The sequence below is a fragment of the Kineothrix alysoides genome, from assembly GCF_000732725.1.
Lineage (GTDB): Bacteria > Bacillota > Clostridia > Lachnospirales > Lachnospiraceae > Kineothrix > Kineothrix alysoides.
On the sequence record NZ_JPNB01000002.1, the window covers coordinates 1,249,714 to 1,270,034 of the forward strand.

Sequence of the window (20,321 nt, forward strand, 5' to 3'; positions counted from 1 at the left end):
GTCAGGCATGATATGATTTCATAACTGATAGTAACTACATGAAATGTGGATGGATTCCCGAGTGGCCAAAGGGGACAGACTGTAAATCTGCTGCAAATTGCTTCGGTGGTTCGAATCCACCTCCATCCATTTAATATCTACACACCTTGCTGGTGTGGCGGAATAGGCAGACGCAAAGGACTTAAAATCCTTCGGGAGCAATCCCGTGCCGGTTCAAGTCCGGCCACCAGCAGCAAAATTTTAGGTGATTATAGATGCCATGCGGTCAAAGCCGCATGGCATCTGCCTTTTCGGGGGTTTTCACCCTCGAAATATGACCTCTCAATTCTACAGATGACATCGGCCATTTTCGGCATACTGGAGGGATTTGAACCATCGTAACAACCGAATACACAAAACCGGCATAATGAGCGGGCGTATTTTCAAACGAAGATACGCCCGTTTTTTTTATGCCCTTTTTCAGCTTCATTTCACATTGAAAACAAAAAGATCGGAGGAAAACAAAATGGCAAATGAGATGATGCGTATCTTTTTCCCTCTGAAGATCGTCACCTATCCCGAATACGGATCGGATGACTTTGCGGAGGAAATCACTCCCGCGGAAGCCGTGGCACATGAGGACGCGATCCTCGCCGCCATCGCCAGGGAGAACCGGCATTTTGAAAACGACCGCGGCCTTGCTGAGTACATTCACGATGAGGCCCTCAAACAAAAGGTCCACAGCCTGTATCCATCGGTGGAGGTCCACGACGGAGAACTGTGGGGCGTCATGACCGCTGGACTGACTGAACCCCTGTCCGGAGAGGAAACGGCCGAGCTGCTGGATTATGTGGTCGGGCAAAATGCAGATGGGTACGGAGAAGGGATGGAACAGCGTCCCATCAAAACGCCGGATGGTGAGATCTACGTCAGCTTCTGGGACAGCGGCAAAAATTATTCCGTCAAGCCCGAGCAGGAATTCAAAAACGGCTCTCCCGATCAAGGATATGGCGGTCCGGTGCTGGGAGGGATGTAGCTTGAGCAAGGTATTTTCGCTGGTTGGCTTGGAAACCAACACCGGCATCCGCGACGCCGGAATCATGAGCGGCATTCCCGAAGTGGAGGACATTCAGAACTCCGCTCTCTACAGGGAGCTGGTGGAGGACTGCGGCGGCTCCGATTACATCACGGTCATCGTGAAATCTTACCGCTGGGGCGAGGGCGAACCTGAAGATGTTACCGCCGAGGATCTGGAATGGATCAAAAACCATCCGGAGCTCATAGGCAGCCAGGACGTCGCATGCGTCCAAACGTCTCAATACGCTATCCTGTACCCTGACCAAGGTATGCAATTAAATATGTAGCGCCCTTTGGTTTCTGTTGAAGCTGAAGGGCGCTTTTTGTATTTCAACCGAATGGAGATGATCAAATGCCAGAAAAAGAAAAAGTGATGGTCGTGACCCTCATGCGGTCGGACCTGTATGACGCGGCCGGCTATGCCGGCGCTTACCTGAAGCTCCCCGCAGGCCGGGATGAGATAAAGGACGCGCTGGATCGCGCCCGGATCAGCGACGGACAGCCATATAAGATCATGGAGTGCTTCAATAGCCAGGGCGAGGAAATGAGCATCATCCCCGACGATCCCTCCCTGGCCGAGCTGAACTTCCTCGCACGGCGCGTCAGCGAGATGGACGGGCACGACCGAATCACGTTCACAGGCTGCGCGCTGATGGGCAAAGGAAACATGGGGATGCGCGACCTGATCAACCAGACATACAATCTTGACGACGCCCATGCGGTACCTGCCAAAAACGACCGGGAGCTTGGGAAGTTTTATGTGGACAACGACTTCATCGACGCGGTCAACAACGTGCCGCCCGCCTATCAACGGGCCGCCGCCTTTTACAAGCTCGTCCGGTACAGCTACGGAAGCGGCTGCACCAGCTACGGCTGCCAGCCCTTTGATATCCGCAAAACCTTCCACCTCATCTGGCAGGGTAGCCGCAGGCTCAAGGACGTCATGATTGAAAATAAGGACTTCGAGGCGTTGATCCGGCAATACGACCGGGACAACGCCTTTATTTATTGCGACCCGCCCTATTACCAGACGGAAGGCCATTATGCCGTGGAATTCCGCAAAGAGGATCACGCGCGCCTGCGGGATACGCTCTCCACCTGCCGCGGCAGGTGGCTGGTGAGCTACAACGACTGCGAATTCATCCGTGAGCTGTACGCGGACTTCAACATCGAAGCGGTCAGCCGCATCAACAACCTCGCCCAGCGGTATGACAACGGCTGCGAGTACGCCGAGGTGCTGATTTCCAACTACGATACCGGCGAGCGCGAGCGGGACAGGCCGACACAGTTGGGGCTCTTCGACTCCGCCGATTATTACGGCCTGGATATCGGCCCATTCAACACAAACAAGGAGGAAATTCAAAATGAAACTGATTGAACTGCAAGGCTCCGTGGATCAAAACGGAGAGCTTGCCATCCCCCGGACGCTCCTGCGCGATATGGGGCTTCGGCCCGGCGCCATCGTCATCCTGCCGGACGGAAGATACACCTCCGGCGTCCTGCTGTGCAATGAGCAGGAGGCTGTGGACTATATCGAGATGCAGAAGGACTACCAGCACAGGGTGATGGTCTGCAACAGCGACGACTTCTGCGTGTTCGAAATGGTCGAGGGCCAGCTCATCCATCCTTCGCCGGAGGTGCTGGAGCAATTACGCGGGGAACGCCGGGAGCAAAGCGGCGGCATGGAAATGAAGCTATGAGGCCCGCAGGGACATGAAGCCGGAATCAGACTTAAAGCCTGGTTCCGGTTTTTTTCATAGTCAAAACCATTCAGAAAGGAAGGAAACCCATGAAATCAAAAGGAAAACGAATCGGCGTTATCGTGCTTGCCCTGCTGCTGCTCATCTGCGGAGGGATCTATACGATATCGCTCCTGCATCCGGAACGCTTTATCGCTCTCGTTGCAGTTATCCATGACATTGGATACAGAAATTTGTGATAATGTCAAGGCGGATGGCGCGACAATCGTTTCAACAGGGCAATCCATGAATTGTATGTTGGTACAGATGAATTGGCCGATGGAACGCAGACTTTTTATACGGAAATCCAGGATATGGATAAAGAGATTCAAAAATCAATGGATGATTTACTTGCCGATTACAATTTTGAAAGCTTTGAGCCTGTGTCTTTTGTTTCCGGGAAGAACATAAATATTGACTCGGTGCAATTCGTTATGACAACACCGGAGATAAAAATCAAGACATACACCGAATCAGAAACCTTGCCAAAAGAACCGGAGGGAATTTGGGAAAGATTCTTAGCGTTATTTAAGTAGAAAGCTGATGGAGTAGCCATTGAGAATAAAAACCAAAGACTGAGCTATCGAGCGCATCCGTAAACTGACTGTTTTTATTTCAAGTCATCGATAGATAGCTTTTCAATGGCAAGTTGACTAACTAATATCGTTTTAAGATTAAGGAGTGGTATCTTATGAAATATGTATTTTTCACAGGGGCCGCAGGAGGCCTTGGAGAGCTTTGTATAAAAGCTATATCAAAAAAAGAGGAATGGACTGTATTCGCCGCTGATATGAACGAGAAAGAACTTATTAAGTTTGAAGAGTTTAGTAATGTTATTCCTATTAAAACCGATGTCACAAACCAAAGTGATGTTGAAGCCGCGCGCAAAACAGTTTTAACTTATACCGATAGGTTGGATGCCATTGTTAATTTTGCTGGATTGATCGCATTTACATCAATGGTAGAGGGAGAATGTATCCACACTGCCGAAAAATTGCTTGCCGTTAATTTAATGGGAATGGTCAGGGTAAATTATGTGCTTTTTGATTTAATATACAAAGGGCATGGCAGAATAATCAACTGCTCTTCCGAAGCGGGATGGATGACTCCACAGCCGTTTGCCGCACCATATTTTTTCTCAAAACGCGCCGTAGAGGGCTATAATGATAGTTTGCGGCGTGAGCTGATGTACCTTGATATTCCTGTGATAAAAATACAGCCTGGGTCTTTTAATACCAACTTGACGCAAGGTGTTTACGGTAAATATGAAAAAGCGCTATCGGAAACAAAGTATTATCGACAGGTTCTGACCAAGATGAAACCGCTAATGGAATTGGAGCTAAAACAGAATAATAATCCCGCAAAGCTCGTAAAAGCTGTATTGCGCGCCTTAGAAACTCCAAAGCCGAAGTTGAGCTATCGTGTCGGTACGGGGAAATTGCTTGCTATGCTTGAGATATTTCCTGAAAAATCTGTGGACATCATATATCGCTTATTATTAAAAACATAATGAGAGAGACAAGGGCGCGGCCTACGCTCGGTGGGCCACGGTGTATAACTTAAAGCAGATGGCGTCGGCTCTCCAATACTTACAGGAAAACAACCTGCTTTTTGTATGAGGACTTGGCGGCGAAAGCGGACGCGGCAACGGAGCGTTTTCACAGCGCGTCCGGCAAGCTGAAACAGACCGAGGCCGCTATGACGCGCAACGCCGATCTGAAAGCGGTGATTGTTTACTATGCCCGAACGCACCCCATCTTTGACGAGTACAAGGCCCGGAAGTGCAGCCGCGCCTATCTCGCGGAGCATGAGGCCGATATATCGGTTTACCGGGCAGCACAGACGGCTATGCGGGAACTGCTGAACGGTGAACGGCTCCCGAAGATGGACGCGCTGAAAGCCGAATGGCAGGAGTTGAAAACGGCCAAAAAATCCGATTATGCCGGCCGACTACCGCGCCGCACAAAAGGATATGCGGGAGGTCGTGGCAGTCAAGGCCAATATAGACCATCTTCTCGGCCTCGCAGGGCGCGAAAAAAGCAAGAAAATGGAGCGATAGCGAAATGACGCAACAACATGGATCGGAGCGACGCCACTTCGGGCCAACTTCGAGCTGTTGACAAAGTCTCGTACTTACGAAAGCCATCCGAATTAGGGCTATATTTCCATAAAAACGCAAAAATTCAAGCTTTTGTAGCTAATACAAAATAGTGAAACGGGATTTTATCAAAACAAACTCGTGTAGATCAATTTCGGAAAAATTTGAGGGGGTTTGTCAACACATCGAACTGGCCCGAAGTAAAAACATTAGGGCTGCTAAATGTGTTTAATTCATAAGTTAAGCAATCACCTCGTTATTCGCTGTCAAAGGCTTCTAATGCTATGGGTAACGACTGGATAACAGCGTTTCCAACGGCAGGTAGCCCCACCAATATACTGCTGATTATTTCATTTCTTGTTGCGCCACTTGACTTTGCCATTTTCACATGGAAAGGCAATCCGCTTTCAAGCCGCACAGCCGCCAATACGGCAATATAAGCAAGTTCTTCTGTCTTATGGTCTAATGCGCTTGCCGAGTCTAATTTCTGAACAGTTTCCATCCAAGCCTTATGGACTTCGGGTGCTTCTTTTGAAAAGATTCCAAATGCGTTACTGACATTCATAAATAACCCTCCTTATAGTGTTTTGTAGAATTTCCTTAATCTTTGTTTGGTGCTGTCTGCTAATAATTTGTCCGGCACTCCCTCTATTGCGCCTTGTATACCATAGAGCATATGCAGACATGAGCCCTGGTCAACATAAGCGCGAATGCGAATAAAGGCTTCTTCTGCGCCCATATCCCGAAGTTGCTCTGGAGTTTTTATGCCCACTTGCAATAAGTTGCTTTCTAACACTTTACCAACATTGGGCAAATGAGATAATGCACTCATAGAACCAACTCCTTTCATGTGAGGTATTCAGCCCAAGCGGGGAGTTTTTTCATCATTGCGATGGCGGCATTTTCCGCAACAGCCCTATCTAACCCTTGCGTTTTGATAATAAACTGGGTCAAACTGGCTTTCTGTTCCTCAAAAGATTTCATAGAACCATCAGAATGGGCACAATGCACGCAATAGTCTTTCTCCGTATCGCCCCCGGCGAACTCTGAGGGGGTCTTCATTGGCATTCCACAGGAAATGCAGGTTTTAATCGTGTCCATGTGTTTTGCTCCTTTCAATTTGATTTTTTATGTTCGGATGAGCGCGAGATATGTGCTCACCAAATCATCTTCATAACGGGTTAAAATGGAGCCTTCCGGCGCAAATAACGCTTTGTTTTCCAGATAATAATGCAGCAGGGCAATCCATGTGTTGAATAACATATGAATCGGAATATCCTTCACAGTTCCAGCTTGCATCGCTTTTTTTATCACCTCGCCAAAATGATGCGCAGTAATAGAATGAATGGGAATAAGGGTTTCTTTCGCTTCGGCAGGCAACGTCGGCAACTCTGAAATTAAATGGGTGTAAAAAGCCTCATACTCTTTCAAAATACCAATATGGGCGCGGAGTAATTTTTGTAAATCCTCTCCCGCCAAAGATAGGTTGTGAAGTTTCTCGCCAAGTTCGTCTGCAAAACGATTTAGGGTGTAAAGCAACAATTCGTCACGGGTGGGGAAATGTACAAAAATAGAGCCGTGCGCTACACCTGCTGTTTGCGCGATAATATTGGTTGAAACAGAAAATCCCCGCAAGGCATAGAGTAGCATTGCAGTTTGAATAATGTGTTCTTTTGTTGCTTCTTTTTGAAGCTGGCGCTTTCCCTGTGCTTTTGTCATTTCAATCCTCATTTCGCGTTTTTGCAGCAAAAAACGCAATTACTTCTTTTTGCGGCAGGGCGCTGAATTTTTCATATCGCCCATGTACCTCTATTACCTCTTTCTGGAATAATTTATAAATATCCGCATTATTCCATGAAAAAACTTCTCCCTCGACAAAGTGAAAGCACCCCTTTTTATAGCTGATTTGCCCCAAAACATGAACAAGCATTTCTTTAACACGAGGATGTTTGTCATATTGCAGTTTTTTAAGTAATGCTATAATTTCCTGCGGATGCGTTCTGCCTTTGAGTTCAAGTCCGTGGCAGATAAGCCGCCGCACTTCCGGGCTGTCAGACAAAATGTATTTCTCACAGAAAGCGAGGATTTCAGAATTTTTGTCACCGGATATTTTGAGTGAACCAATCATGGCGTTTCTGACGGAATGATGTGGGTCATGCATTCCCTGTGTCAGTAATTCTTCCACAGATGGAAAGTCAAAAGCAGCTATTTCCCCACAGGCATATATAACCGTTTGCCGCACCAGCGCACTTTCGCTTTTATAAAGCAGTTTAAGCCACGGAATGGCGACAAGGCGAATATCTCCGTTTCGCTTATACTGCATTCTCACCGCCTGATATGCGACCTTTCTAACATAAGTATCGCTGTCACTGAAAAATGGTAAGACTTCAACAATAACGTTATTTTTCATTGAAACAAGTACAGTGTTTTCAATCTGCAATTTATATTGTTCCCGTTCCTCCTTTGGCATATCATAATAACCTATGATGGTATCCTCCAAACAACTAAAAATTCAATGTCAATTAACTCATTGAGCATAAACTCATTATAATATTTCATACCGAAAAAGTCAAGCCCCTAACGTTTATCCCATCAGGCCCTTTGGGTTTGTTCGCTAAACGGTAAATGGTAAACGGCAAGCAATTCAAGTGGCTTGTCACCACTTGAAAACGCTTGTGCTGGAATAGTTCAGAAGTGGATAGAAGGCGATATTAAGGAAAGCTGATGGGATACGCGCCTTTTCCCTGCACCCGGGGCTGATCGTGGAAACAAACCTCAGTCCGTGGATACCGCTCGAAATGCATGTTATGGCGGGAAACAAGGACGAAAACGGTGTCCCCATTGAACCGGAAAGCGGACGCAAGACTGTCGAGTAGGGCGCATCGACAATGGTCTGGTGCGCAACCAGTCCCCAGCTTGACGGCATAGGCGGCGTATATTGTGAGAAGAACAACATATCACCTTTGGTCGAGCTGCAAACAAGGGACGTTTCTGTAATGGAAGGCAAAATGCAAACGCCTGTCGGCGTGGTGGCTCACGCCATCGACCCACAGATTGCCGACCGCCTGTGGGATGTCAGCGAGCAGCTTGTATTTGGAAAGAAGCAGTAAAATTACAACCATAGGATTTAGGAGGATTTTTCTATGACAACAAAACAAACACCTATCGGCTTCGGCTTTTGGGCCGGTTCTACCACAACCGACGTGATCGCCGGTATTGACCTTACAGGCAAAACCGCCATCGTGACAGGAGGCTATTCCGGGCTGGGACGGGAAACTGTGCGCACACTCCGCTCCGCGGGCGCTTCGGTCATCGTCCCAACGCGAGACTATAACCGGGCAGTAAACGCACTGGCGGGCATTGAGGGCGTCGAAATTAAGGAAATGGACTTGCTTAACCCCGCATCTATTGACGCATTCGCGGAATGGTTTCTGGCCTCCGGCCGTCCGCTGCATATTTTGGTCAACAGCGCGGGCATCATGGCCTGCCCTTTGGCGCGTGACAGCAGAGGGTACGAATCTCAGTTTTCAACAAATCACTTGGGGCACTTCCAGCTTACGACACGGCTTTGGCCTGCACTTCGCCGGGCAAACGGTGCGCGGGTGGTTTCCGTTTCGTCTTGGGGACACCATTTTTCACCTGTCGTATTCGATGACCCCAATTTTGAGCGCCGCGAGTATGGTCCCTGGCTGGGCTACGGGCAATCAAAGACGGCCAATGTTCTGTTCGCGGTTGCACTGGACGAACGCGGCAAGAAAAATAACATACGCGCTTTTGCCCTTCATCCGGGCAGTATTTTCGGCACAGGTCTTGAAAAGCATGTACCCTTTGAGGAACTCGTTGCTTCCGGTTCCGTTGACGAGCAGGGCAATGCTGTCCGTGACCCTTCAAGAAATCTTAAAACGGTTGAGCAAGGGGCGGCAACCAGTGTCTGGTGCGCGACAAGTCCGCAACTGGACGGCATGGGGGGCGTCTACTGTGAAAACTGCGACATCGCCCCGCTGGAGGCTGAGAATCCCGAAAATTGGGACATTGGAGCTGCAATGATAGTTGGTGGTGTGATGCCTTATGCCGTAGACCCGGAAGCGGCTGACCACCTATGGAACCTGAGTGAGCAACTTGTATTTGGGGGAAAGCAACAAGATTAAATAAGTTTACCAAAGGTATGTCGTGGTTCTATGTGGACAGCTCCCTTGCCGCCAACACCACAATCGACAGTAACACCACACACAAATAAATAGAGTTAAGGGCAAACCCATTTAAAGATGGGGACGCAAAGCCATAGGGTCTAAAGTGCTAAAACAGCACAATGATAGCCTGGTTGCCGCATTGACTGCGTGTACGAAACCTGCCCATTTTTTGCGGCAGGTTTCTATTTTTCAACGTGAGGAGTAGGATTGCTAAATGTCTGAATAAATTATTATTTATTGTCTACCAATGCCTTTATTGTTGCGGTTGCGATCTTCAGTTCCCGGTCGCCGCACAGATATAATAATCGCATGAGTGGCTCAACCGCTGAATCGCCGTGCTGAGCTTCGGGATAAAAGATTGTATCCGCAGATATGCCTAACTCCCGGACAAGCCGGAACAGGACGTCATAGCTCGGTTTCTTGTTTTCATTCTCAAGTGACATGAGATAGCGAGGCGTTATGTTTATGATTTCAGCTAACTGTTCACGGGTAAGACCTCTGACTTTTCGGGCAGCTTTCAGAATGCTACCAAGTCTGTTAAAGTTATTGAGTTCCATTAGTTCACCTCCAATAACAGTTTACAGTTCCTATTTGGATGGTGAAACGATACAACAGAACCATATAACAGGAATCATCAGAACGCATTAACGTAAAACTGCGTTTACGTGGTTTACATAGAAGTTGAAACAGGATAAGGCGCAACCCGCCCAACAAAAAAACGTGAGTTTGGCGGGGGTCTTTTCATGCCCGAATATTCTTCCCTCCAAACCCCACAAGTCTGGAGGATATTTTATGTTCATTCAGTATGCCACAAAAATTCAGCGGCCGCTATTGAATAGCGGCCGGGCGTGATAAAGCCGACATCACTTTATGCGCCACAGTTAACGTTGAACGGTTAAAAAAAGCCTGTTCTGGTTAGGGGACAACTGCGGCCATCATGTAGAACCACCAGAACGTAAAAACAGGATATATAAATTCTTAAACGCTTATTTGGACTGCATCCAAATGAGCGTTTTTTGTCGTAAAAAGGGAAACTGTGTCGGCTGCCGTTCTCCACCCCTTGTTCTTCATTTCCGGATTTCAAAAATCATGAAATGGAGGACAAGCTCATGGAGAACCATGACACGAAATATACCCTGCTGGTCGGGAAAAAGCGCATCCCCGTGACCCAGGAGGTCTATAAAGCCTATTACCGCTGCCGGGACAGGGAAAAATACCTGGACAAGCTGGCGGTGGAAAACAACATCTCCTTGGAAACCTGCGCCGAGAAAGGCATCTCCGCGGAATACATAATCGCCTCCGCGGAGGACTCCATGGAGGATGCGATCATCTTAAACGGCATGATTGCCAAAATGCTCCAATGTGTAAAATTGCTCGACGAACCGGACAGAACGCTCATCGCGGAGCTGTATCTGCGGGGCAAAAGCGAGCGTCAATTGTCCAAGGAAACCGGCGTCCCACGCATGACAATCCATGACCGCAGGGACAAGATACTCAGGAAACTCAAAAAAATGATGGAAAAGTAAAAATAATTCCGTCCACCCCCTCACTTTTTTCCCTAAAGAAGTGAGGGGGATTTTTTATTTCCTTCATTGCCCTTTGAAAATTCCATATCCGGTAGCATAAATACATGATATGTCCGGCCGTGTGAAAAGCTGCAGCGACGTTGACGGGCTCGCCAAGACTGCCTGCGGATGGGTGACAGACATCCGTCGAACCGATGGCATCGAAGGTGACGAGCGAGAACGCCCGGTCATAAAACGGTCTGTGGTGGACCGTATCGCAATGAAACGGACAGTGCTAACGCTACTTTTGTCCAGCCCCAGCCCCGCCTGAAAGCGGGATCACGCAAGGGGGGCAACTCGCAGAGATCCTGGGAGAGGTGAAATTCCTATGGAGTTTGCTTAACCGGCAAACCGTTTATGCCGCCGCCCTGACAAGCCGCAAGGCTTTTGTGCTTCGGGAAGTAGTGTCGAATAGAAGCACGGCAACTGTTTTTGAAATGAAGAACAAGCAGATCGTTTTTGATTTCAGATACTACGCGGCAGGACGAGTGTGCCCTGCTGCGTCCTTGTGAGATCAAACAAATAATAGGTGATTGCGAAACTATTGAGAAGTAGTTCTTCGTAAAGTTATAATATTCATTCGATTGATGGAATATCAGGCGTTTTCTTTTGCTATTAGTACAAAGTCGTTTTTTTTGATTCCAATAAAGCTGAGGAGAGGCGTAAAGAAACATTCGTGAAACCATTGATATTACTGGCTTTATAAGTTTCGCAAACGCCTAAAACAAATAAGAAACGGAGGTTTGGAATATGGAACAGAAAAAACGCGCCTGGACTTACAGCCGGATCGACGCGCCGGAGGATGCCCACGGCCGCCTGAAAGGGCAGAAAAAAGAATTATTCGATTATGCCGAGCAGATGTGTTTTGAAGTGGCGGGATCTTCCGAGGATCTCGGCAGCGGTCTTGATTTTGAGCGTTCCGGACTTCTGGAGGTTATGAAGACCGCCGCGGACGGAGAATTTGACGTGCTGCTGATAAAGCGGCTTGACCGCCTGGGACGGGACATGCCCAAGACAATGGAGTTTCTCATGGGAATGGAGCAGCTCGGCATCAAGGTCTACTCCCCGCTGGAGGGCGAGATCAGCTTTTCCCAATTCAAGGAGCTGTATGACGGATATTGCGCCATGATTCTGGAATAGGAGGACGCCGATATGAACGAAGCCGCTGAAAGAATCACCGCCAATGCTGACTACATCGGCATCGTTAACGCCCTGAACTGGCTGGTTTCCATCGGCAAAATCACCGCCGAGGACAGCCGGAAAACGGCTGCGCGCATTGCCCAACAGCTTGGGGTATCTATTTTGATTGTTTAGTGCTTTTTGGGATAGCTATTAAAACGATTGTGTGGTAATGTCTGTTGTTGACAAACCAAGAAAGGAGGCGAAAAGCCGTGATAACAAGCCAAAATTACGTTGCCGGGACATCCGCGAAAACGCTGAACCCGGCAGGTCCGCAGATCATCGTCATCGACCCGGTTGTGCAGGTACGAAGCCATAAGCAGCGCACCGCGGCTTACGCCCGTGTCAGCAGCGACTCCGACGATCAACAGAATTCCTTCGCGGCGCAGGTGAGCTATTACACCGCGCTGATCGGAGGAACCGAAGAATGGGAGCTCGTCGACATCTACGCTGACGAGGGCATCACAGGACTGCGGATGGACAAAGAAAAATGGTATTGCGAGAGTGACGGCTGTGATTTCAGTCCGCGGATTACTGACGCCCTGCTGATCGGACAGGCCACCGACCTGCTGAATCTTGCCATACAGAATCCCACAAGCATCGAAATCCCGCCCATAGAGATACGCCCCCACGATCTCGAAGCCACAAGGCTGACCAATGAGATCAACCGGGAGCTGGACAAAACGGACTGCGACGAGGAATACGCCAAAATCCTCATCATGGCCCGCGCGGCGGCGCAATACGGAATTTGCCCCGACGGTCTCCTGCCGAAAAAGGCGCGGGAGCTCCGGAAAGCGTTTGAAAGCCGCAAACCTTCGGCGGAATTTGACACGGAGTTGTTCAAACACGCCGTGGACGCGGTCATCGTCCAGCCGGACGGAACGGTTTCCCTGAAGCTGAAAAACGGACAACACCTTAACGGACCGGAAAGGAGTACCCCGCCATGCTGACAGCGCAAAGCGTCATACAACCGCAAGAGATGCAGATCATCGTCATACCCGCCAATCCTCTGGCATCGCAGAACAATATCACCGCCCGTCAGCTTCGTGTCGCGGCATACTGCAGGGTATCCACCGACCAGGAGGAGCAGCTCACCAGCTACGAAACGCAGATGGCATACTACACGGAAAAGATCATGACCAACCTCGAATGGACCATGGCGGGTATTTTCGCGGACGAAGGCATCACCGGCACATCGGTGAAAAAGCGCGCCGAATTCCTGAAAATGATCCGCCTGTGCAGGAAAGGTAAGATCGACATGATCCTGACCAAATCCATCAGCCGCTTCGCCCGAAACACGGTGGACTGCCTGGAATTTGTCCGCGAGCTGAAGGAGCTGGGGATAGCGGTCATTTTTGAAACGGAGAACATCAATACCCTGACGACCGACACGGAGGTTTTCATCACCATGCTGGCGGGCTTCGCCCAGGCGCAGAGCGAGTCCATGAGCCAAAGCATCCGCTGGGGCAAACGCCAGAGCTTCAAAAGCGGCAAGGTGACCTTCCAGTATAAGAGGATGTACGGTTACACACGCGGCGAGGACGACCAGCCTCACATTATCCCCGAACAGGCGGAAGTGGTCAAGCGGATTTTTGAAAGCTACCTTGCCGGAATGAGTGTGGCAAGCATTAAAAAGATGCTGGAAGCCGAGGGTATCCCTGCCGCAGGCGGCAAGCCTCAGTGGTCGGAGGGTGCGCTCCAATACCTGCTCCGCAACGAAAAATACTGCGGGGACGCTATGCTGCAAAAAACCTTCGTGGAGAACTGCATGAACAAAAAAACCAGGAAAAACAACGGGGAGCTTCCCAAATACCTGGTTCAGAACCACCATGCGGGGATCATTGACCGCCATCTCTTCGAGCGGGTACAGGCGGAGATCGCCCGCAGAGCGAGAAAACGCAAGGTGTCGGACAAGACCAGCAAGACCCAGCAATCCAAGTACAGCAGCCGCTACGCCCTGACCGAGCTTCTGGTATGCGGCGACTGCGGCACCGCTTTCCGAAGGGTAACCTGGGCAAAGCGGGGCAAAAAGAAAGTGGTCTGGCGCTGCATCAGCCGGCTGGACTACGGCACCAAATACTGCAAGCATTCGCCCACCATCGAGGAAGAACGCCTCCACGCGGCGGTGCTGCGCGCCATCAACGCCATGATGAGCGACCGGGAGAAGCTCATCGGCATCATCAAAACCAATCTGGCGGCGACCTTATCCGAAAACCGCGGCGAATCCATCAACCCCCTGCTCATCGAAAACAGGCTCAATGAGCTGGATCGCACTCTGAGCGAGCTGATTGCGATCACTACAAAGGAAAAAACAACCCATCTATACGAAGCCCAATTAAAGGCGATTTCGGATGAGATGGCATCCCTGCGGAAAAAACGGGAGCAATACCGCACGGAGCTGTACAGCTCGGATGAGCTGACCCGGCAGATCGACGACATCTGCGGTGCGCTTCAAAACGCTCCCTTCGAATCAACGGAATACAGCGACAGCGTCGTGCGGCAGTTTATCGATACCATCAAGGTGGTCAATGAAAATAAGCTGCTCATTATTTTTAAGGGCGGCATCCAGATGGAACAGCCGCTCATCGGATATGAAGGAGATGAAATGGATGAAGCATCCTAAATCCAAAACAGACGAGAAAAACCGGCCGCAGGATTCCAGCCCCAAGGTGGCGGTTTACATGCGTGTCGGCAGTACGTCGCAGCTTGAGGATCAAAGCCTGAAACAACAAATCGCCCGTTACGGTTTCATACGCGGGACGATAAAATTCATGAATAGCAGAAAATAGCAACCTCATCAGCGGAGTCAGAACGGCTCCGTTTTTTCTATGTGTCAGGAAAGGAGAAGAGTATGACAAACGAAGCATTGAGCGAATTGTTGGGCAAAGAAAATCTGGTCAGGGGTTATGTCTATCCCTATGAAGGGTACCGGCGCGAATACTGGTTCGAGCATTCGCCGTCCAACATCGCCAACTTCATCATGCTGCATGAAGATGCCAGAGAAATCATCCTCACGGATGTGCTGGACAGAAAAATCCTGAATACCATCGGGCACTTCATCGACCGCTGTCCGGATCAGAAACTGTTGCCTGAGATTCTGGAGCATCTCATCCCCATGCAGACGTGTGGGAAGGAACCGCAGGAATTCCCCGTAGCCACGGCGGAAGAAGCGGAAACCCTGTACGAATTGTGCGATGAGATGGACATCAGCATGTAGGCAGGAAAACAACAGCCGCATGCGGCGGCGTGCGGCAGATGATAACCCCTTGGAGGTGAAAGCGTTGACGAAAGAAGAAGCCATAATGTATTTAAGATTCTGAATGTGCGTGTTACGGTGGGCAGTTTTATAGTATAAAACATAAGCGTGTGAATGTCTCAAGTCCTCTCTTGACATATAGCGTTAAGAGAGATAAAATATAAGTTATTGAACGAACACTTACTAATGGGAGTTGATTACATGCGGCCTCAAATGTACTCTGACGATAAAATCTTCGAAAGCATTTCGATTGTATTGGCAAAGCAAGGATATGAGGCACTTACACTTCATAACATTGCAGAACAAGCGAAATTATCACCAGCCATACTCTCTAAACGTTTTGGATCAAAAAAGGGAATGCTTCTTGCATATTATGAATCTCTTGTTACAGTTACCCAAAAAGGTTTTTCCGATCTATCAATGCGTTCCCTGCCATTGGTAGAAGCGTTGACAGAGATATTTACCCAATGGCACGACTTTATAAAAAAACCACAGGAATGTGCAAATTTTATGATGCTCTACTTGAAACTTGATATTGAACCTGAGTTTATCGAAATATCAGAAAAACGACATCGTATCATTGATGCCGAAGTGCAGGCGATTCTCGAAGAAAGTATACGGCGTGGTGAAATACAATGTCAAGATATCGCTGAAATGGGCCGCATCTTGCAGGCGGCTGTTACAGGAGCTGCCATACTTTGGTGCAGAGATGATGTGAATATAGATCCGCGAAAGTTTATTGCGACATGTATTAAGATGATTGTTAGAGACAATGGTGGAGGCAGCCTGAATGAGTAACCAAATTGAGAAAAAGCATATCCGTGTAAATGGAGTAAGTATAACATGCTATTGTGCCGGAGGCGGCAACGATACCATCGTACTATTGCATGGCGCCGGTGTAGATTCAGCAATGCTTTCTTGGGCCGAGGTGATTCCGTTGCTTTCCAGCCGGTATCAAGTTATTGCGCCGGATTTGCCGGGATACGGGGCAAGCGACCGGATAGACGGCGAATACACGTTGTCGTTCTACACAGATATAGTAAAGGGCTTAATCGAAGCGTTTGGCGGTAAACCAGTTATCCTGACCGGACTGTCCTTGGGAGGCGGTATATGCCTGAATATGGCGCTGACATACCCGGAGCTTATCAAGATTCTCGTGCCGGTTGACGCATGGGGATTATTTGATAAATTATCGTGGCATCGGCTGACGCATTGGTTTATTGGTTCAAAGCTCAACGACAATTTATACGCATGGACGAACAAATATCCATCCATCATCAGATTCTCCTTAAAATACAGCTTGTTTGGTGATAAATCAAAGGTGAGCGATGATTTAGTCACTGAAATACTAAAAGCTATGCTGGAGCCTGGCGCAGACAAGCCCTTCATGTCCTTTCAAAGAAGTGAAATTACGCCTACAGGCTTTACTACAGATTTGTTTGGGAGGCTTGAAGAAATCGGTTCACCCACACTGCTTATACATGGCACGCTTGATAAAGCGGTTCCTGTAAAAGGTGCCATCCTTTCCAGCAAAAGGATTCCCGATTGCGAGATGCATTTAATGGAAGGATGTAAGCATTGGCCTCAAAAAGAACGTCCGGAAGAATTCGCAAATGCCTTGCAATCATATCTTGACAGAAAATTGTGATCAGAGAAATTTTTATATGACAGGGGCGACACTATGGCAGAAATCAAATGGATGTTATACCCTGTTTGTAATAATAAGACACTACTGAAAATCCGTGAAGATACAATACTTGAAAAATTTCCGTTGCCGGCTGACACAAGCGTTGAAGTTGAAAACTTAGAAGTTTTCCAAGAAAAATTAAAGGATTTAAGTATTATTTTTCCCGTGACACAAATCGGGGGAAATTGGGTGTCTGAATTTGGAGATAGTGAAGGTAACCATATCGAACTGACGGCACCTGTAAGTCTCCGACAAACTGGAATTTGAAGGGTTGAGTATGAAGAACATTTTCTTGATTGGCGGAACAATGGGAGTAGGAAAAACAGCTACTTGCCAGATTATAAAAAATAAATTAAACAACAGTGTTTTTCTCGATGGAGATTGGTGCTGGGATATGCACCCATTTCATGTAACAGAGGAAACAAAGCAAATGGCAGTAGAGAATATCTGCTTCCTTTTGAACAACTTTATCAAGTGCTCTGTTTATGAAAACATTGTATTTTGCTGGGTTATGCACGAACAGACTATTATTGATGATATCGTTTCACGTCTTGATACAGCAAACTGCAAGGTTCATTTGATATCTTTAGTATGTAGTGAACAAGCATTGCAAACTCGTCTGAGAAATGATGTCGATGCTGGTATTCGGACAGAAGATGTGATTCGTACAAGCATAGAACGCATACCTCTCTACGAAAAACTGAATACAAATAAAGTAGACGTATCGAAAATCATTCCAGAGCAAGCGGCTGATTTCATAATTCAGAACTGCTAAATGCCAATTTGCCGAGCAGATAGTTTTTGAAGGAGGCGGCCGAAGAATGAACATGAAGAACAGAACTTATATCGCAATCGACCTGAAATCGTTCTATGCTTCGGTTGAATGCATAGAACGGCAGCTTGATCCGTTGACCACCAACCTTGTTGTCGCTGATGCAGCTCGTACCGAAAAAACCATCTGCCTCGCCGTTGCTGATATTAAAGCATATAAGCCAAGCACCACCAGTATCGGATCGGGGCAGGTGCTACAGCACGCCTATACTTTTGGCAAAGCGAAGCTGATCGTGCGGGAAATGACCGATCTGCTGGTACTTGATCTGGTGGATAAAAGGCTTGTGACCGACCAGCTTGTTTTGACGGTCGGATATGATATTGAAAACCTGACTGACCCGAAGATAAAGGAATCATACCATGGGGCGGTCACCACCGACCACTATGGACGCTCCGTTCCTATCTGTTCTTTGGAAGAGCGCGAGGCGTGTAACCCCGCAAAACTTACGATAACTACCGGGCAAGTGAAGCCGGAAAGGTTTTTATTGTTTTGGACGGATAGATGTAGTATAATTTGATTCAGTTTAGAGATAAAAACTGAACGAAACAACTGATATGATGTAATTATTATGCGAAAAAGGAGCGGATACACGATGGACCTCAGGACTCTTTTAAAACCACGCGTTTGGCTGCCTGCCACAGTGGGGATATTAATAGGTACGGTTTTACTCATTATGGGCGAAAATGATGATGCACCCGGTCTGGTGCTAATCGGCTTTATCGCCGCAATTGTACTTGTGTTTTATGGAATATACAATGCTGCGGCAGGTGTCAAAAAGGGCTTGATTCCTGCTATACTATGTTTTTTCCTGTTCGCATTCGGAGTTTTTGGAACGATAGCCCTTGCTATTGAGGGTGAATTTGCTGATTCCCCCGGAATTATCATATTTATAGGATTAATCTGCATGGGTCTTCTAATGGTTGGTATCAGGCTTTTGAAGAATAACAGATTTAGGTAAAATGAGACTGTATAAGGCATAGTTTAAGCTAACCATAAAGAAATGTCTAAAGAGAGAATATTATGAAAAGGAAGACGATGAAAGAAAATACTCCGCATGCCTCCAATGCCCCCAATAAACGCTATAGCATAGCGGCAAATGCGATACTGCTTTAGATATGATAGGAATATACTTTTCTGGCAGGTATCTTGTTACTCGTTCCTGGAAAGAAGATGGGATTTTCTTTATGATTTTTCTGATTGCGTTTCTCCTTTACATATTGAAAGAAAAAGCAGGTAAATATTTTCTGCTTATCTGGCTGTTCCTCTGGTCTGTTACACAATTTTTCAGCCATGAATGGTTCACAATTATGGGAAATGGGGAAGGCAAGATACAATATTTTAATTGCAGCAGCACTGGTTACAACAGCGACTTTTTGTATAAAGGGAAAACTGTTCAGACAGTAATGCGCCGCGGCATATTCAGCGGGCAATTCGGCAGATACGACTATCCACGTCCGTATTTGCAGAATTGCCCGCATTTCATGTCTACAGAATTGTATGGAATTATATTTAAAAATATAGTATAATTATGCAAATAATAATGTAAGCGGATTATGAAACAAGATTATATTTTGCGGGGGATAAATCATGAAATTAATCGTTATAAGAGAATTTGGTAACTATACGACTACGGATGCTCTCTGTTTTGATATGGAGAAGCTTAATATTAAGAATTGCATAGGCTGTTGGACCTGTTGGTGGAAAAGTCCGGGAATATGTATACATAATGATTTGGAAGATTTTTATAGAGGGTATGTCGGTGCTGATAAAGCGATATTTTATGCAAAATTGCAGGAAGGATTTATAAGCAGTAAGATGAAGTCTCTCTTCGACCGGATGATACCACTTTTTTTGCCGTATACTTCCTTTCGCGACGGGGGCACTTTTCATGCTCCAAGATATCCCCAATATCCTAACATTGAATTCTATTACGATTATGACTTTAAGAATGAGGAAGATTTAAAAATATTTTCCGACTATATATATAAAGTGTTCAAACAATTTTATTCGCCTGAAATAAAAGTACTTCATATTTCAGAATCAGAAAAAGGGGAGACGGAATGAAAACAATAATCTTAAATGGATCTCCAAAGGGAAATGTGGAAAACTGTGGAAGTTACATCCTGGCAAGAGCCTTTGCAAATGGAATGAGCACACCGTGCGAGGTGTTTTCGATTGCAAAAGAAAATCGGGAAAGCCTGATGGAAGCTATTCGTAATGCGGATAACGTTATTGTAATTACACCAAATTATATTCATTCAATACCGGCAGGAACGCTGGATTTTCTATACGCATTGCCTCCGTCAAAAGGAAATCAGACCATCGGTTTTATTATTCAGGCGGGATATCCTGAATCCTCGGAGAGCGCAATCATCTGCCGTTATTTGGAAAGATTTGCAAAGCGTCTGGGATATACTGTTTTAGGTGCCATTGCGAAAGGTGAATGCGCGGGGCTTGCCATAGTGCCGGAGCGGTTTAAAAAGCTGCAAAATGACTTTTCGGAGTTTGGAGCCTTGTTTGAACAGACCGGTAGATTTGATGAATCTTTTATCAGCAAATTTGCAAAGCCTGTCTGCCTTACAAAGTTTCAAACGCGAATGCTGAATGCATCGGTGCCTATCTCTAATTATTTAGGATGGAATAAGATTTTAAAAACGAATAATTGTTATGAGAAGAGATTCGATATGCCCTATCTTGAAAAGAATTGATATTGGAGGAG

Annotated in this window: 32 protein-coding genes, 2 tRNA genes, 1 pseudogene and 1 riboswitch; of the genes and pseudogenes, 29 read left to right on the plus strand and 6 right to left on the minus strand. The window is 47.2% G+C overall.

Features of this window, described 5'->3' with window-relative positions; genetic code table 11:
- The first annotated feature begins 47 nt into the window (after positions 1-47).
- The 10 genes from CC90_RS0116695 to CC90_RS24675 all read left to right on the plus strand — a co-directional run bounded on the left by CC90_RS0116695 (position 48) and on the right by CC90_RS24675 (position 4,862).
- Positions 48-129: transfer RNA gene (locus CC90_RS0116695), tRNA-Tyr, on the plus strand.
- A gap of 19 nt (positions 130-148) precedes the next feature.
- Positions 149-232, plus strand: a tRNA-Leu gene (locus tag CC90_RS0116700).
- Between the two features lie 273 nt (positions 233-505).
- The gene (locus CC90_RS0116705) at positions 506-1,015 is read left to right on the plus strand and encodes a hypothetical protein (protein WP_031391877.1); all 510 of its coding nucleotides are present in this window, start codon (positions 506-508) and stop codon (positions 1,013-1,015) included.
- Position 1,016: 1 nt separating this feature from the next.
- Positions 1,017-1,343 (plus strand): hypothetical protein, encoded by a 327-nt coding sequence (locus CC90_RS0116710; protein WP_031391878.1) that lies wholly within the window; start codon positions 1,017-1,019, stop codon positions 1,341-1,343.
- 65 nt (positions 1,344-1,408) lie between these two features.
- Positions 1,409-2,434 carry a DNA adenine methylase gene (locus CC90_RS24670; RefSeq protein ID WP_242843323.1) on the plus strand — a complete coding sequence of 342 codons (1,026 nt, stop codon included), beginning with the start codon at positions 1,409-1,411 and terminating at the stop codon, positions 2,432-2,434.
- Positions 2,421-2,756, plus strand: coding sequence for a hypothetical protein (locus tag CC90_RS22545; RefSeq protein ID WP_031391880.1), 336 nt, complete (start codon positions 2,421-2,423; stop codon positions 2,754-2,756). Before CC90_RS24670 ends, CC90_RS22545 begins: the two co-directional genes overlap by 14 nt.
- An 89-nt stretch (positions 2,757-2,845) precedes the next feature.
- Entirely contained in the window at positions 2,846-2,995 is a 150-nt protein-coding gene (locus tag CC90_RS24245; RefSeq protein ID WP_157837560.1) for a hypothetical protein, read from the plus strand.
- A gap of 114 nt (positions 2,996-3,109) precedes the next feature.
- Complete coding sequence (locus tag CC90_RS0116730) at positions 3,110-3,331, plus strand: hypothetical protein (protein WP_132038572.1); 222 nt, start codon at positions 3,110-3,112, stop codon at positions 3,329-3,331.
- Between the two features lie 155 nt (positions 3,332-3,486).
- On the plus strand, positions 3,487-4,305 hold the full coding sequence (locus CC90_RS0116735) for an SDR family NAD(P)-dependent oxidoreductase (RefSeq protein WP_051869707.1): 819 nt from the start codon (positions 3,487-3,489) through the stop codon (positions 4,303-4,305).
- 113 nt (positions 4,306-4,418) lie between these two features.
- Entirely contained in the window at positions 4,419-4,862 is a 444-nt protein-coding gene (locus tag CC90_RS24675) for a hypothetical protein (RefSeq protein WP_242843324.1), read from the plus strand.
- A gap of 287 nt (positions 4,863-5,149) precedes the next feature.
- Here CC90_RS24675 and CC90_RS0116745 read toward each other — a convergent pair whose 3' ends face one another.
- Genes CC90_RS0116745 through CC90_RS0116765 form a run of 5 tightly spaced genes read right to left on the minus strand, consistent with a single transcriptional unit; the run spans position 5,150 to position 7,363 of the window.
- Positions 5,150-5,458 carry a carboxymuconolactone decarboxylase family protein gene (locus CC90_RS0116745; RefSeq protein WP_031391884.1) on the minus strand — a complete coding sequence of 103 codons (309 nt, stop codon included), beginning with the start codon at positions 5,456-5,458 and terminating at the stop codon, positions 5,150-5,152.
- Between the two features lie 12 nt (positions 5,459-5,470).
- The gene (locus tag CC90_RS0116750) at positions 5,471-5,725 is read right to left on the minus strand and encodes a TfoX/Sxy family protein (protein ID WP_031391885.1); all 255 of its coding nucleotides are present in this window, start codon (positions 5,723-5,725) and stop codon (positions 5,471-5,473) included.
- Between the two features lie 14 nt (positions 5,726-5,739).
- Positions 5,740-5,994 carry a zinc ribbon domain-containing protein gene (locus CC90_RS0116755; protein ID WP_330373246.1) on the minus strand — a complete coding sequence of 85 codons (255 nt, stop codon included), beginning with the start codon at positions 5,992-5,994 and terminating at the stop codon, positions 5,740-5,742.
- 27 nt (positions 5,995-6,021) lie between these two features.
- Positions 6,022-6,612 carry a TetR/AcrR family transcriptional regulator gene (locus CC90_RS0116760; protein ID WP_051869708.1) on the minus strand — a complete coding sequence of 197 codons (591 nt, stop codon included), beginning with the start codon at positions 6,610-6,612 and terminating at the stop codon, positions 6,022-6,024.
- A gap of 1 nt (position 6,613) precedes the next feature.
- A complete protein-coding gene (locus tag CC90_RS0116765) occupies positions 6,614-7,363 on the minus strand; it encodes a HEAT repeat domain-containing protein (protein ID WP_051869711.1) in 750 nt (249 codons plus the stop codon).
- A gap of 418 nt (positions 7,364-7,781) precedes the next feature.
- On the opposite strand from CC90_RS0116765, the gene CC90_RS23305 reads away from it, so the two are divergent.
- Together CC90_RS23305 and CC90_RS0116775 are read left to right on the plus strand one after the other, a co-directional pair.
- Complete coding sequence (locus CC90_RS23305; RefSeq protein WP_031391889.1) at positions 7,782-8,003, plus strand: hypothetical protein; 222 nt, start codon at positions 7,782-7,784, stop codon at positions 8,001-8,003.
- A 33-nt stretch (positions 8,004-8,036) separates the two neighbouring features.
- The gene (locus tag CC90_RS0116775) at positions 8,037-9,041 is read left to right on the plus strand and encodes an oxidoreductase (RefSeq protein WP_031391890.1); all 1,005 of its coding nucleotides are present in this window, start codon (positions 8,037-8,039) and stop codon (positions 9,039-9,041) included.
- Positions 9,042-9,131: 90 nt separating this feature from the next.
- Positions 9,132-9,222, plus strand: a riboswitch (cyclic di-GMP riboswitch).
- A gap of 91 nt (positions 9,223-9,313) precedes the next feature.
- On the opposite strand, the gene CC90_RS0116780 is transcribed toward CC90_RS0116775, so the two are convergent.
- A complete protein-coding gene (locus CC90_RS0116780; protein ID WP_031391891.1) occupies positions 9,314-9,640 on the minus strand; it encodes a helix-turn-helix transcriptional regulator in 327 nt (108 codons plus the stop codon).
- 552 nt (positions 9,641-10,192) lie between these two features.
- On the opposite strand from CC90_RS0116780, the gene CC90_RS0116785 reads away from it, so the two are divergent.
- The 17 genes and pseudogenes from CC90_RS0116785 (at position 10,193) to CC90_RS0116875 (ending at position 20,310) form a co-directional block, all read left to right on the plus strand.
- Positions 10,193-10,609, plus strand: a complete 417-nt coding sequence (locus CC90_RS0116785; RefSeq protein ID WP_031391892.1) for a sigma-70 RNA polymerase sigma factor region 4 domain-containing protein — start codon at positions 10,193-10,195, stop codon at positions 10,607-10,609.
- Between the two features lie 356 nt (positions 10,610-10,965).
- Positions 10,966-11,160, plus strand: a complete 195-nt coding sequence (locus tag CC90_RS24250; RefSeq protein WP_132038571.1) for a hypothetical protein — start codon at positions 10,966-10,968, stop codon at positions 11,158-11,160.
- Positions 11,161-11,398: 238 nt separating this feature from the next.
- Positions 11,399-11,788, plus strand: coding sequence for a recombinase family protein (locus tag CC90_RS0116790; protein ID WP_031391893.1), 390 nt, complete (start codon positions 11,399-11,401; stop codon positions 11,786-11,788).
- A gap of 12 nt (positions 11,789-11,800) precedes the next feature.
- Positions 11,801-11,962: a hypothetical protein gene (locus tag CC90_RS24435; RefSeq protein ID WP_165919334.1), complete on the plus strand. Its 162-nt coding sequence runs from the start codon at positions 11,801-11,803 to the stop codon at positions 11,960-11,962.
- Between the two features lie 77 nt (positions 11,963-12,039).
- A complete protein-coding gene (locus tag CC90_RS25020) occupies positions 12,040-12,777 on the plus strand; it encodes a recombinase family protein (protein ID WP_108702649.1) in 738 nt (245 codons plus the stop codon).
- A complete protein-coding gene (locus CC90_RS0116810; RefSeq protein ID WP_031391895.1) occupies positions 12,771-14,450 on the plus strand; it encodes a recombinase family protein in 1,680 nt (559 codons plus the stop codon). The genes CC90_RS25020 and CC90_RS0116810 overlap by 7 nt, the downstream gene beginning before the upstream one ends.
- The gene (locus tag CC90_RS0116815; protein WP_031391896.1) at positions 14,437-14,616 is read left to right on the plus strand and encodes a hypothetical protein; all 180 of its coding nucleotides are present in this window, start codon (positions 14,437-14,439) and stop codon (positions 14,614-14,616) included. Before CC90_RS0116810 ends, CC90_RS0116815 begins: the two co-directional genes overlap by 14 nt.
- Positions 14,617-14,678: 62 nt before the next feature.
- The gene (locus CC90_RS0116820) at positions 14,679-15,044 is read left to right on the plus strand and encodes a hypothetical protein (RefSeq protein WP_035315806.1); all 366 of its coding nucleotides are present in this window, start codon (positions 14,679-14,681) and stop codon (positions 15,042-15,044) included.
- A 240-nt stretch (positions 15,045-15,284) separates the two neighbouring features.
- On the plus strand, positions 15,285-15,881 hold the full coding sequence (locus CC90_RS23310) for a TetR/AcrR family transcriptional regulator (RefSeq protein ID WP_031391898.1): 597 nt from the start codon (positions 15,285-15,287) through the stop codon (positions 15,879-15,881).
- Positions 15,874-16,731 (plus strand): alpha/beta fold hydrolase, encoded by an 858-nt coding sequence (locus CC90_RS0116835; protein WP_031391899.1) that lies wholly within the window; start codon positions 15,874-15,876, stop codon positions 16,729-16,731. Before CC90_RS23310 ends, CC90_RS0116835 begins: the two co-directional genes overlap by 8 nt.
- A gap of 33 nt (positions 16,732-16,764) precedes the next feature.
- Entirely contained in the window at positions 16,765-17,037 is a 273-nt protein-coding gene (locus CC90_RS25025; protein WP_051869713.1) for a cysteine-rich KTR domain-containing protein, read from the plus strand.
- Positions 17,038-17,047: 10 nt separating this feature from the next.
- On the plus strand, positions 17,048-17,545 hold the full coding sequence (locus CC90_RS0116850; RefSeq protein WP_031391901.1) for an AAA family ATPase: 498 nt from the start codon (positions 17,048-17,050) through the stop codon (positions 17,543-17,545).
- A 193-nt stretch (positions 17,546-17,738) separates the two neighbouring features.
- Positions 17,739-18,002, plus strand: a pseudogene (locus tag CC90_RS25185) (DNA methylase); the annotation flags it as partial.
- Between the two features lie 192 nt (positions 18,003-18,194).
- Entirely contained in the window at positions 18,195-18,560 is a 366-nt protein-coding gene (locus CC90_RS0116860) for a hypothetical protein (RefSeq protein WP_031391903.1), read from the plus strand.
- 226 nt (positions 18,561-18,786) lie between these two features.
- On the plus strand, positions 18,787-19,128 hold the full coding sequence (locus CC90_RS23315) for a hypothetical protein (protein ID WP_132038570.1): 342 nt from the start codon (positions 18,787-18,789) through the stop codon (positions 19,126-19,128).
- A gap of 61 nt (positions 19,129-19,189) precedes the next feature.
- Positions 19,190-19,666, plus strand: coding sequence for a hypothetical protein (locus tag CC90_RS0116870; RefSeq protein ID WP_031391904.1), 477 nt, complete (start codon positions 19,190-19,192; stop codon positions 19,664-19,666).
- Positions 19,663-20,310 carry an NADPH-dependent FMN reductase family protein gene (locus CC90_RS0116875; RefSeq protein ID WP_031391905.1) on the plus strand — a complete coding sequence of 216 codons (648 nt, stop codon included), beginning with the start codon at positions 19,663-19,665 and terminating at the stop codon, positions 20,308-20,310. Before CC90_RS0116870 ends, CC90_RS0116875 begins: the two co-directional genes overlap by 4 nt.
- Positions 20,311-20,321: the final 11 nt, after the last annotated feature.